Below are 12,235 nucleotides of genomic sequence, written 5' to 3' on the forward strand. Positions count from 1 at the left end.
CAATGGAAACACAAATCCAACAGAACAGGAGGTACACCACCATACAACTTGACATCATTCATACCGGCGATTGCCTTGAAATCCTGAAAACCCTGCCTGATGACAGCGTTCATTGCTGTGTGACATCCCCGCCGTACTACGCGCTCCGCGATTACGGCATGGATGCTCAGATCGGCAGAGAGACAACGCCGAAGGAATATATCTCGCGCCTGACGGAAGTGTTTACCGAAGTCAGGCGCGTTTTGCGTCCGGATGGAACGCTCTGGCTGAACATCTCGGACACCTACGCCGGGAAAGGCAATCAGGGCGATTTCGTTGACCAGAAGAACCCCAACGGCAGAAACGGTCAGGCTGTGGCTCTCAACAACAAGGTTGAGGGCTGCAAGCCGAAGGACATGATCGGTATTCCGTGGATGCTGGCTTTTGCCCTCCGCGATACCGGCTGGTATCTGCGCAACGACATCATCTGGATGAAGGATAACCCCATGCCGGAGAGCGTCAAAGACCGCTGCGCCCGCTGCTACGAGCATATTTTCCTGTTCTCCAAGTCGAAGAAGTATTTCTTTGACTACAAGGCGATCTCCGAGCCGATTGCCCCCGCAACGGCAGAACGCCTCAAGCGCGGCATGAAGGGCGGCAACAAGTACGGCAAGCCTGTTCCCGGTCAGCCTCAGCCGCAGTCCATCAACCGCCCGCGTGAGCATGGTGAGATCAAGGACGCAGACATCAATCCGCTCCGCAATAAGCGCGATGTCTGGAAGATCAACACCGTTCCCTTCAAGGGCGGTCATTACGCCGCCTACCCTCCGAAGCTGGTTGAAACCTGTCTTCTCGCCGGTTGTCCCGAAGGCGGCATTGTGCTTGACCCGTTCATGGGAAGCGGCACAACCGGCATGGTTGCCTCACAGATGGGGCGTCATTTCATCGGCATCGAGCTGAATCCGGCGTACACCGAGCTTGCCTACAAGCGGATCGGAGGTAAAATCTGATGCCCAAGGAACCGGAACTCAAAGCCCGCGACAAGGTAGTCGTGCGGATGACGCGGGAGGGCGCGGTCGTGGAAAACCTGACGGCTGGCACCGAACAGCGTGTGTCAAAACGGCTGGAAGATGCAGAGCTGGTCAAGCCGGTTGAGACAGCCGTGCCTTCCGAAGCTCTTTCTGCGGAGGAACAGAAAAAGGTGCAGATGCGCCGTCAGCAGCGTCAGTTTCAGACGGAACACGCCGAAGATAACGACACACAGCCGCCCTCGGAAACGTCCGTCACAGAAGAGAAAAGTGCAGAAAATCCACCCCAGAATGTACCCGAACCGCTGCCTTCGGAAACGCCGTTTAAGCCTCCAACTTTAGAGCAGCACAGCGTTTCTTCTCATACCGGCACGGTGATTGCCGAAACGGTTGTCACACACAAGCTGCGCAAGACCTCTGCGGTTGAAGCAGTGGATGCAGATGCCATTCTCTCCCAAGCGGCAGAGACTTCCTCCGCAAAGCCGGTCTCGGACGATGCCGTCTCGACCACGAAGCGGATGCAGAAGCTCGAAAGGAAGTCCGAGAAGGCGTATGAGCGTCTGGATGCCGCCCGTGAGAAGCTGCCCACGCACAAGGTTCTCAAGAAAGAGCGTGTCTTCGATGAAGAGACCGGCAAGGGCAAAACCCGCTTTCATTTTGAGGATGAGCTGAAAAAGCCCAAGGGCAAAGGCAAGCTGCAATTTGAAGCAGATAAAACCGTCCGTAAGGTCGGTGACACCCTCGCTTCCGGCATTCACGGCAAAATCCATGAGGTCGAGCAGGAAAACTCGGCGGTTGAGGCGGCGCATAAAACAGAGATTGCCGCTGAGACCGCTGCGAGGCATTTCCGTCATCATCGGGAAAGCAGCGTCAACAAGCCTTATGAGAAGGTCTCCAAGCTGGAACACAAGGCGGACGCTGCTGATGCGAAGCTCCAATATGAGAGAAATCAGCAGGAGCATCCTGAGATGAAGAAGCAGAACATGAACAAGCACTATCAGAAGCAGAACATCAAGAAGGAATATGCCGCCGCTCGAAATGCCGGTTCTCAGACTGCCGGGACTGCCACAAAGAATACCGGCAAGAAGCTCGGTGAAAAGGTGTCCGACAAGATCAAGGAGTTTTTTGAGAACAACAGGAAGGTCTTCATCTGGATCGGCGTCGGAATTGCCCTTCTCGTTTTGCTCGGTGCCGGAATCAGCTCGTGTTCGATGCTCACCTCTACCGGCTCGTCGGTTATCGCTTCCTCTTATCTCAGCGAGGATGACGCGATGCTCGGCGCGGAGGCGCAGTATTGCCGGATGGAGCAAGAGCTGCAACGCTATCTCGACACCTACGAAAGCACTCACAACTACGATGAATACCACTTCGATCTGGACGATATTGAGCATGACCCCTATGTGCTGATCTCCATTCTCTCGGCTCTCCATGAGGGCGAGTTCACGCTGGATGAGGTGCAGGGTACGCTCCAAATGCTGTTTGAAAAGCAGTATATCCTCACCGAAGAGGTTATCGTCGAAACCAGATACCGCACGGAAACCGACACATGGACGGACGCAGACGGCAACACGCACACGGAAACCTATCGCGTCCCGTATGACTACTACATCTGCAACGTGAAGCTCGAAAACTTCAATCTCTCCCATGTCCCGGTCTACATCATGTCTCAGGAACAGCTTTCCATGTACGCAACGTATATGTCGGTGCTGGGCAACCGCGAGGATCTGTTCGGTGACTCTCCCTATGTGGACAAGTACATCACCAATCCTCCCGCCGACTACGATGTCAACCCGGAATACCTGAACGATGAGAAGTTTGCAGCGCTGATTACCGAGGCGGAAAAGTATCTCGGCTATCCGTATGTGTGGGGCGGCTCCAATCCCGACACGTCTTTTGACTGCTCCGGCTTTGTCAGCTATGTTCTCACGAACAGCGGACTTGTGAATACCGGACGGCTGGGCGCACAGGGGCTTTACAACGTCTGTACGCCGGTTTCAAAGGCGAATGCACAGCCCGGTGATCTCATCTTTTTCGTTGGGACGTATGACACCCCCGGCGTGTCTCACGTCGGCATTTACGTTGGTGATGGGGTCATGATCCACTGCGGCGATCCCATTCAGTACACATCCATCAACTCTTCCTACTGGCAGCAGCATTTCTACGCCTTCGGAAGACCCGCCTATTAAAAGAAAGGAGTTTTTCATGAATCCCAAGTATCAGAAAGTCCTCTCAGACATCGAGAAGGCTGAAAAGAAGAAGTCCGAAATCGAAGGTCAGCTCAAGGAGCTGTACGACAAGAAGACAGAGCTGGAAAACCTTGAAATCATCAATACCGTGCGCTCTATGGTGATGGACAAGGATCAGATCATGGCGTTCCTGTCTTCCATGAAGGGCGGCACCAAGCCCGCCGGAAATACGGAGGTAATCGACAATGCGTAAGAAGTTTCGTTTTCTGACCGTCCTTGCGGTCTGCGTCATGGTTCTGTCCTGCTTCTCGGTGACGGCGTTTGCCTACGCCGATGATACCGAGCAGAACCTTCCCGTTACGGAGGCAACCCAGCCGGAACAGCAACCTGAGACTACTCCCGCGCCGGAAAAGCCGAAGGGTGAGCCGATTGACGATGAGGGCAACGCCTACACCCGCGACTTGCTCTATGACAAGGCAACCAACAAGCAGTTCATCACTGTCCAGACGAAGAATGGCAATACCTTCTTCATTGTCATCGACTACGATGCGCCGATCAACGAAGACGAGGAACAGTACCAGACGTACTTCCTCAACATGGTCGATGAAAGCGATCTGCTTGCGCTGCTGGATGATGACACTGCGGCTGCTCTGACCACCTGTAACTGCAAGGAAAAATGCGCTGCCGGTCAAGTCAATACCGACTGCCCGGTCTGCAAGACCAACATGAGCGAATGCACCGGCACAGCCCCCGTTACACCTGAGCCGGACAAGGATGCGGAAACCGATACTCCCGCCCCTAAACCCGAAAAGAAATCCAACATCGGCATGATCCTCGTCATCTTCGTTCTTGCCGGTGCTGCGGGTGCAGCTTATTGCTACATCAAGTTCGTCAAGGGCAGAAAGCCCAAGGATGAAGATATGGACTTCTTTGATGATGAAGGCTACGAGGAAGAGCCGTACATCAACGAGGATGATGAGCCGCAGATTGCGGAGGATGCTGAAACGGATGGTGATGAAGATTGATCTTAGTCATTGCTGAAAAACCCAGCGTCGCCCAGTCCATCGCAAAGGTGTTGGGCGCGACGTCCCGCAAGGACGGCTACATGGAGGGCGGCAACTACATCGTTTCGTGGTGCTTCGGTCATTTGGTGGAGCTGGCAGACGCCAGCTCCTACGATGAGCGGTATGCCAAGTGGCGGTATGACGATCTGCCCATTGTTCCGGAAAACTGGATGTTCGAGGTCACAAAGGACAAAGCACAGCAGTTCAAGGTGCTGTCCGCTCTTATGAAGGACAAGCGCGTCACCGAGCTGGTCTGCGCAACCGATGCAGGACGCGAGGGTGAGTTGATCTTCCGGCTGGTCTACAACAAAGCCGGATGCACCAAGCCCTTCAAGCGTCTGTGGATCAGCTCGTTGGAGGACTCCGCCATCCGCGAAGGCTTCAACCATCTCCGGGACGGCAAGGAATATGACCGTCTCTATGAAGCGGCACTCAGCCGCTCGAAGGCAGACTGGATTGTCGGCATCAACGGCACCCGCCTTTTCACCACGCTCTATCATAAGAAGCTGGTGGTCGGGCGCGTCCAGACGCCGACCCTTGCAATGCTGGTGGAGCGTGACGGGAAAATCTCAACCTTCCAGAAGGAGAAGTATTTCAACGTCCACGTCGGCAAGGGCGATCTGACCGCCGATCTGGAAAAGGTCAAAACCGAAGAGGAAGCAAAAAGAATTGCGGCGGCTTGCGAGAAAAAGCAAGCCGTCGTTTCTTCTCTCAAGCGGGAGACGAAAACCGTCAATCCTCCGAAGCTCTATGATCTGACCACCTTGCAGCGCGAGGCAAACCGCTACTACGGCTTCACCGCCCAGCAGACGCTCGATCTCGTACAAACACTCTACGAAAAGAAGCTCCTGACCTATCCGCGCACGGACAGCCAGTTTATTACGGATGATATGGAGGACACCGCCCGTCAGGTCATTTCTATTGTCTGCCGCAAGCTTCCGCTTTTCTCCGGCGTTTCGGTTACTCCGGACATTGCCCGCGTAACCGACAACAGCAAGGTCACAGATCACCATGCCATTCTCCCGACCGTCCAGCTCGAAAAGCAGGATGTTTCCGCGCTTCCTCAGTCGGAGCAGAAAATCCTCAATCTTGTTGGGATGCGCCTTCTGTGTGCGACCGGCGAGAAGCACACCTACGCAGAAACGCAGATCACGCTCTCCTGCGAGGGCTATGCGTTCAAAGCCAAGGGCAAAACCGTCGTTCAAAACGGATGGAAAGCCATCGAAGAGCTGTTCAAGTCCTCCCTCAAGACGAAGGAAAAGGACGATCCCATGAAGTCCCTGCCCGAAGTCCATGAGGGCGATGTTCTGGATGGTGTGTCCGCCAGCGTCACCGAACACTTCACGACGCCCCCAAAGCAGTACACGGAAGACACGCTCCTGTCTGCAATGGAGACTGCCGGAAACGATCAGTTTGACGATGACACCGAGAAGAAAGGTCTCGGAACACCCGCGACCCGCGCCGGTATCATTGAAAAGCTGGTGAAATCCGGCTTTGCAGAGCGCAAAGGCAAATCCCTCATTCCCACAAAGGACGGCTGCAACCTCGTCTGCGTCCTGCCGGAACAGATCACGTCTCCCGCAATGACGGCGGAATGGGAAAACACGCTCATGGAGATTGAACGCGGCAAGGCAGATGCGGACGCCTTCCTCAGCGGCATTGTCCGGATGACCGGCGATCTTGTAAAAGCCTATCCGTTTCTCTCCGATGCCGAAGCCCAACGTTTCGGCACGGGCAAGGAGGAAATCGGCAAGTGTCCCCGCTGCGGCTCTCTGGTCTATGTGGGCAAGGGCAACTTCTACTGCTCGAACAAGGACTGCTCCTTCTGCCTGTGGGAAGACAACAAGTTCTTTTCCAGTAAGAAAAAGAAGCTGACCAAGAGGATTGCAAAGGAGCTGCTGGACAAGGGCTGGTGCCGCGTGACCGGGCTTTACACGCCGAAGAAGCCTCAGCTCTATGATGCGGTCATTCGTTTGGATGACAGCGGCGGCAAATACGTCAGCTTCAAAATGGAGTTTGACCGATGAGCCGCCCGAAGTATGTTGCCTCTTGCAGCGGAGGCAAAGACAGCGTAGCGACGCTCCTGCTGGCTGCACAGCACAATGAGCCGCTTGACGAGGCGGTTTTCAGTGAGGTCATGTTCGACAAAGACACAAGCGGCGAAGTCCCGGAACACCGGGACTTCATCTATGACCGGCTCAAGCCCTTCTGTGAAAAGGAGCTGGGCATCAAGTTCACCATTCTCCATGCAGACAAGACCTACGATGATGTGTTCCATCATGTCATCACCCGCGGATCGCATAAGGGCGAGGTTCGCGGCTTCGCATGGGCTGGTATGTGTGCAGTCAATCGAGACTGCAAAATCCCGCCCGTCCGCAAGTACAATGCCGCGCTCTCGCCGGACACTGTGAGCTATGTCGGCATCGCGGAGGATGAGCCAAAACGCCTTGCCCGTCTGGATGGAGTAACGAAGGTCAGTCTGCTTGCCAAATACGGTATGACCGAGGCGGACGCCTACAAGCTCTGTCAGGAACACGGGCTGCTTTCCCCGATCTACGCTCACTGCCGGAGAAACGGCTGCTGGTTCTGTCCCAATGCAAGCGACGAAGAGCTGTTGCACATGATTACAAAACACCCGGAGCTGTTTGACCGGCTGATTGAATGGGAGAAGGAGGATAACATCTTTCATCGTCGGCTGACACGCAGAGAAACCCCGTCTGAGGTAAAGGCTCGTTTACTGAGCAAATCCCAGACGGGGTTTTCTTCGCCCAAAAGCAAATAAGAAATGGAGGTTTGAGATGGCTGAAAACAAAAATGCACAGCAAGTCCGCGAAATCACGGACAAGCTGGAACAGGGCATCAAGGAGCTTTTTGAATCCGAGCGGTTCAAGGAATATCTCCGCACGATGTCCAAGTTCTACAACTATTCCTTCAACAACACGCTGCTCATTGCGATGCAGAAGCCGGAGGCAACCTATGTTGCCGGTTATACCTCGTGGCAGCGCAACTTTGACCGTCAGGTCATGAAGGGCGAAAAAGGCATCAAAATTCTTGCGCCCGCGCCGTACAAGGCACAGGAAGAGCGTGAGAAGATTGACCCTTTGACGCAGAAGCCGGTGATCGGCGCAGACGGAAAGGCTGTCACGGAAACGGTCGAGGTTCTGCGTCCTGCCTTCAAGGTGGTGAGTGTCTTTGATGTTTCCCAGACGGACGGCAAGGAGCTTCCGGACATCATCGTCGATGAGCTGAAAGGCACCGTCGAGAACTACGAGGCGTTCTTCGATGCGCTCAAGCAGGAGTCTCCCGTCCCAATTTCCTTTGAGGATATTCCGGGCGGCGCAAAGGGATTCTTCTCTCCGGTTGAAAGCCGCATTGCCATTCAGGAGGGCATGAGCGAAATCCAGACGGTCAAGACCGCCATTCATGAGATCGCCCACGCAAAGCTCCATGCCTTCAAGCCTGACGAGAAAGCCGCGCCCGAAGATAAGAAGGATCGTCACACCAAAGAGGTTGAGGCGGAAAGCGTAGCCTACACTGTCTGTCAGCGGTACGGCATTGAAACCTCGGACTACTCCTTCGGGTACATCGCCGGTTGGTCATCCGGCAAGGAAACCAAGGAGTTGAAAAGCTCTCTGGACACCATCCGGAAGACGGCGGCTGAGATGATCGAGGGCATTGACGCCAAGCTCAAGGTACTGCTGGCAGAGAAAGCGCAGTCCGCAGAGAAAGATACCGAAGCGCCCGCAGAGCCGATGCCGGAAGCACCCATTTACCGTGAGACGGCAAATTACGCCTATGAAGCCGGTGAGATGGAAGCATACCGCGCCTCCCTTGCGGCAAACGAGGAATGCCGCAGGGCGATTGAAGCGGCGATCAGCTCTAACTACGGTGATAACCGTCTGGATGCGGATGCTGCCGTGAAAAGCGTCCTTGAGCAGTTCCCTCCGGAGCGCGTCCGATATGTCCTCGCAAACACCATTCAGCAGAAAGACTTTGACGGGCGCATTCCGCAGCCCCTCAAGGAGTGGGCAAAGAGTGTTGAGGTCTGCCCGGAGAATGCCTCCCGCTTCCTTGTGGATAAACCAAATCCCGGACTGACGGCACTTTTCGTGGATGCGTTCCGTCAGCAGACCGAACCACAGAAAGAAGCTACTTCCGAGAAGGCAGAGAAAAGAGACCCGGAGGTCGTTGCATGGGAGAACGGTGAGATTACCTCTATTGAGGTAAAAACAGTGGAGGTCAAGTCTCCCTTTGCCCCCTTGCCGGAGGAAGCGGCAAAAGCACCGAAAGCGCACCGTCTGACTGCGGAAGAGAAGGAAATCAAAGCCGCCATCATGGACACGCTCAAGGGGCAGATCGCCTATAACAACGACGGAATGCGGGCTTCCTACCGCGCCTCCAACCACTCCTTCAATCTGCTGGCACGGAACGGCGTCAAAATTGAGGGCAACACGGTCACGCAGAACGGTGAGCCGCTGTTCAAAATCCATCGCCGTCATGCGACGCGGAAAACGCAGGGCTGCTACCGTGAGCTGATGCCGATGCTGGAATACATTAAGCAGGAGCAGAAGCAGGAAAAGCCCTCCATCCGCGATCAGCTCAAAGCTGCCGCGAAAACACAGCCGGAGAAGAAGTCCCCGGTCAAATCCAAAACACACGACATGGAGTTGTAAGAAGGGAGACGCATGAAGAAATACACAGACGTTGACATCATTGCGGAGCTTCAAAAGCTCGTGGACAGTCATGTAGACAGCTACAAGGAAGACTTCGACATCGACAAGCGCATCATCCGCCGCGCCGCCGAAAGCCAGAATCCCGAAGACAAGACGCTGATGTGGTTCTGCCGTCCGCATGGAACGCACTGCCTCAACGAAAATCAGGTCTTCATTCAGGGAACGCGGGATCACAATACCTTCCGTTTCTATGCGGAGCAGACCTACGACGAGTGCATTGCCCGTGTCATTGTCCCGAAAGCTGTCAAGCGCGGCAAGGTGTTCGGGGATGTCTTTGAGATCAACTACCGGGAACAGGCGGCAAACGTAGCGCAGAACTCTGTTGCGCCGGATCATGACCGGCTGACCTTTGCGGATGGCTTTGTGCTGGAAGCCCCCTGCCGCAGCAGCTTCGATGCAGCAATGGCTCTGGTTAGTGAGCATGGCGGCGTACAAGCCCACCGGACGCTCCCGAAGGACGCGGAGGCTCTGACAGAAGTGTTGACCAAGCAGAAAAGCCGCCGTGACAGACTGCCGGAGGCAGAAAGGACAGAGACGCTTGCCCCTCTGCCCGTTGCAGAACTTCGGAAGTATGAGGTAGTCAAAAAGGCGCATCCGGACGCACTGGTCTGCTTTGCCCAGAATGGCTATTTTGAGCTGTACGGCAAGGACGCGGAAAAAGCTGCGCCCTTGCTCGGCACAAAGCTCCTTGTGAAGAAGGTACGCGGCAAGCCTTCTATTCCGGTCACTGGCTTTCGTGAAAGTGCGTGGGTAGCCGGTTCTCACAAGCTCTGGAAGTCCGGCATGGATGTCTTTCTCAGCAAGGACGGCGAGACCTTCAAGGAACTCAAAGGCGCAGATTACATTCCTGTCGGCGCAACGCTGAATGTGGATGGGATCAAGTGCAGAATCGACGCGGTTGATTTTGCCGCTGATGAAGTCCGGCTGACCAACATCGAGGACAAGAACCGCCCCATCCGCTTTTCTGAGAGCATCCAGTATGTCCGCGCCTATGTGGAGGATGCCGGAACTGCCATCTACGACACCATCCCGAAGAAGCCCGCTGCCCGTGAATCCATCCGTGACAAACTGAAATCCGCACAGAAGGCACAGCCGACCCACACGCCGAAACCGCAGAAATCGAAAGGAAAGGATATGGTACTCTGATATGAAAAACTTTACCGTAGAAGAACTCAACCTGATGTGCTGCTTCAACACGTCCAGCCGGAAGCGGCTGATCGACGATATGAAGAGCGTCACCCTGAACGACATGGACGGTGAGATTGCGGAGCTGATGTATAAGACCGTCCGGAAGCTCGAAGCCATGACCGACGCGGAGTTTGAGGAACTGTATATCATGCCGGACGGCATGGTAGATGACTGAAAGGAGGATGCCCATGCCCGTATTAGACGGTGATTTTGAAGCCTTCGTCACGAACCTTGGCAAGTACAACGAGGGTATGCTGGTCGGTGAGTGGGTGAAGCTGCCCACCACAGAGGAAGAGATGCAGAGGGTCTTTGAGCGCATCGGGATCGGCAAGCAGGATGATTTCGGTCAGCCCTACGAAGAGTGGTTTATCACCGACTACGAATGCCCGATCTACGGCGTCCAGAAGATGCTTGGCGAGTATGAAAGCCTTGATAAGCTCAACTACCTTGCCGCTTTGATTGACGAGCTTTCCCTGAGCGATCAGGAAAAGCTCGTTGCCATTATGGAAGCCGGTTGCGATGAGGTCAGCGACATCGACGATCTCATCAACCTGACGTTCAATCTGGACTGCTACGACATCATGCCCGGTATCAACGACGAATCCGACCTTGGCTATTATTACGCCCACGAAGCCGGTATCTACTCCGAAAAGGATCTCGGTCCTCTGGCAAATTACATCGACTATGAACGCTATGGGTGCGACATTGCGATGGATGAGCAGGGACGCTTCACCGATGAAGGCTATGTCCGCGTCGCAAGCGAGAGATGGGACAGACAGTTCGACGGCGATCTTAATGATATTCCCGACGAATACCGGATCACCGGCTCAGGGGAAGCTACCGAGCGTGACAGCACCATTGCCGTTCTCATCGTTGAGCCGGGAAAGGAACCTTATGTGAAGGAGATTGACTCCGGTCTGGAGTCCTTGCAGCATGAGGTCGGCGGCTGCATCGAGGCAATTTATCCCTACGAAGACCCTGTTGCCTTAGTCTGCAATGAGGAAGGCAAGCTGGAAGGTCTGCCCCTGAACCGCGCTCTGCGAGATGAGGACGGTGACATCTACGACGTTGTTGCCGGAACATTCATGGTAGTTGGCTTGACGGATGACAGCTTCGGCTCTCTGACCGTAGAGCAAATGCAGAAGTTCTCTGACCACTTCAAGGTGCCGGAGCAGTTTGCAAAGCTGGGCGATAAGATTGTGGCAATCCCCATGATCTCGAAGGAGCAGCAGAAGCAGGAAAGCATCGAGCAGAAGGACTTCGAGATGAACGCCGATACCTCCGGCTTGACGGTTGCCGGTCACATCGGAACGTGGCACACCATTGACCAGCACGAAATCGGCGGTCACAGCTTTTATCTGATGGAGCATGACACCTACGGCGATGAGGCGGCTTGCATCATCGTCGATGAGCGCGGTAAGCTCGTCCTTGATGATGTCTACAACGGCTTTGACGATGACACGCTCCGCCTTCTCGACCTTGAGGTCAAGGAAGTGCCGGAAATGCCCGATCCCGTGCTCTCCGTTCAGGATATGAAGGACTACGGCTACGCATGGGCTGGCGTTCTTCCCGCCGGTCAGGAGGCGGCTGAGAAGGCTTTGGAGAAGGGCTGCGAGGTTTACCGTCTCTATTCCGATAACACCGAGGGCTTGTGCGTAGATGCCAAGGAGATTGCCGACCATGCGGCAAAGGGCGGAATGCTCGGTATCAGCAAGGAAAGCTGGATGGCGGCACTTGAGAAGGAAAACTACCTCAAGGCAGCGGAGATGTCAATGGAGGATGACTACGGCATGATTGATGGGATCATCAACAACGGTCCGAAGGAGGACAAGACCCTTGATGCCAAAGCCCCCGAAAGGGGTGAAAAGTCCTCCATCATGGACAGGCTCAAGTCTGCAAAGGCTGAAAAGCAGAAGGAATGCTGCCCTCCCCAAAAGCACAAAGGAGAGATTGAGCTGTGAGCAGAAGTCAGAAATGGAGACAGGAGTGGTCGTTCTTCATCGGGGACAGCGGACGCCGGAAGTATAACCGCTTCTGCGTCCGCTGCGTCCATAGCT

10 protein-coding genes are annotated in these 12,235 nt (G+C 54.8%); all 10 read left to right on the forward strand.

The genetic code is table 11. The features are described from left to right. Positions 1–2 precede the first annotated feature (2 nt). Genes BLA28_RS24360 through BLA28_RS24405 form a run of 10 tightly spaced genes read left to right on the forward strand, consistent with a single transcriptional unit; the run spans position 3 to position 12,139 of the window. Entirely contained in the window at positions 3–989 is a 987-nt protein-coding gene (locus BLA28_RS24360; protein ID WP_071699625.1) for a DNA-methyltransferase, read from the forward strand. Then, positions 989–3,193, forward strand: coding sequence for a C40 family peptidase (locus tag BLA28_RS24365; protein WP_071699547.1), 2,205 nt, complete (start codon positions 989–991; stop codon positions 3,191–3,193). Before BLA28_RS24360 ends, BLA28_RS24365 begins: the two co-directional genes overlap by 1 nt. 16 nt (positions 3,194–3,209) lie before the next feature. Beyond that, positions 3,210–3,446: a DUF4315 family protein gene (locus tag BLA28_RS24370; protein ID WP_071699548.1), complete on the forward strand. Its 237-nt coding sequence runs from the start codon at positions 3,210–3,212 to the stop codon at positions 3,444–3,446. Further along, entirely contained in the window at positions 3,439–4,218 is a 780-nt protein-coding gene (locus tag BLA28_RS24375) for a DUF4366 domain-containing protein (RefSeq protein ID WP_071699549.1), read from the forward strand. The genes BLA28_RS24370 and BLA28_RS24375 overlap by 8 nt, the downstream gene beginning before the upstream one ends. Next, positions 4,215–6,284, forward strand: a complete 2,070-nt coding sequence (locus BLA28_RS24380) for a DNA topoisomerase 3 (RefSeq protein ID WP_071699550.1) — start codon at positions 4,215–4,217, stop codon at positions 6,282–6,284. Before BLA28_RS24375 ends, BLA28_RS24380 begins: the two co-directional genes overlap by 4 nt. After that, positions 6,281–7,039, forward strand: a complete 759-nt coding sequence (locus BLA28_RS24385) for an adenine nucleotide alpha hydrolase family protein (RefSeq protein ID WP_071699551.1) — start codon at positions 6,281–6,283, stop codon at positions 7,037–7,039. The genes BLA28_RS24380 and BLA28_RS24385 overlap by 4 nt, the downstream gene beginning before the upstream one ends. 16 nt (positions 7,040–7,055) lie before the next feature. Then, a complete protein-coding gene (locus BLA28_RS24390) occupies positions 7,056–8,930 on the forward strand; it encodes a DUF3849 domain-containing protein (RefSeq protein ID WP_071699552.1) in 1,875 nt (624 codons plus the stop codon). A 12-nt stretch (positions 8,931–8,942) separates the two neighbouring features. Further along, positions 8,943–10,136, forward strand: coding sequence for a MutS N-terminal domain-containing protein (locus tag BLA28_RS24395; protein ID WP_071699553.1), 1,194 nt, complete (start codon positions 8,943–8,945; stop codon positions 10,134–10,136). 1 nt (position 10,137) lies between these two features. Next, positions 10,138–10,353: a transposon-transfer assisting family protein gene (locus tag BLA28_RS24400; protein WP_008982715.1), complete on the forward strand. Its 216-nt coding sequence runs from the start codon at positions 10,138–10,140 to the stop codon at positions 10,351–10,353. A 13-nt stretch (positions 10,354–10,366) separates the two neighbouring features. Further along, positions 10,367–12,139: an antirestriction protein ArdA gene (locus tag BLA28_RS24405; protein WP_242955520.1), complete on the forward strand. Its 1,773-nt coding sequence runs from the start codon at positions 10,367–10,369 to the stop codon at positions 12,137–12,139. The last annotated feature ends 96 nt before the right edge of the window (positions 12,140–12,235 follow it).

The sequence above is a fragment of the Eisenbergiella tayi genome, assembly GCF_001881565.1.
GTDB lineage: Bacteria > Bacillota > Clostridia > Lachnospirales > Lachnospiraceae > Eisenbergiella > Eisenbergiella tayi.

Excerpts from the sequence above, each read along its gene's own strand:
- BLA28_RS24360 (WP_071699625.1), top strand. The coding sequence starts at position 3 with ATGGAAACACAAATCCAACAGAACAGGAGGTACACCACCATACAACTT.
- BLA28_RS24390 (WP_071699552.1), top strand. The coding sequence starts at position 7,056 with ATGGCTGAAAACAAAAATGCACAGCAAGTCCGCGAAATCACGGACAAG.
- BLA28_RS24405 (WP_242955520.1), top strand. The coding sequence starts at position 10,367 with ATGCCCGTATTAGACGGTGATTTTGAAGCCTTCGTCACGAACCTTGGC.
- BLA28_RS24365 (WP_071699547.1), top strand. The coding sequence starts at position 989 with ATGCCCAAGGAACCGGAACTCAAAGCCCGCGACAAGGTAGTCGTGCGG.
- BLA28_RS24375 (WP_071699549.1), top strand. The coding sequence starts at position 3,439 with ATGCGTAAGAAGTTTCGTTTTCTGACCGTCCTTGCGGTCTGCGTCATG.
- BLA28_RS24400 (WP_008982715.1), top strand. The coding sequence starts at position 10,138 with ATGAAAAACTTTACCGTAGAAGAACTCAACCTGATGTGCTGCTTCAAC.
- BLA28_RS24395 (WP_071699553.1), top strand. The coding sequence starts at position 8,943 with ATGAAGAAATACACAGACGTTGACATCATTGCGGAGCTTCAAAAGCTC.
- BLA28_RS24385 (WP_071699551.1), top strand. The coding sequence starts at position 6,281 with ATGAGCCGCCCGAAGTATGTTGCCTCTTGCAGCGGAGGCAAAGACAGC.
- BLA28_RS24370 (WP_071699548.1), top strand. The coding sequence starts at position 3,210 with ATGAATCCCAAGTATCAGAAAGTCCTCTCAGACATCGAGAAGGCTGAA.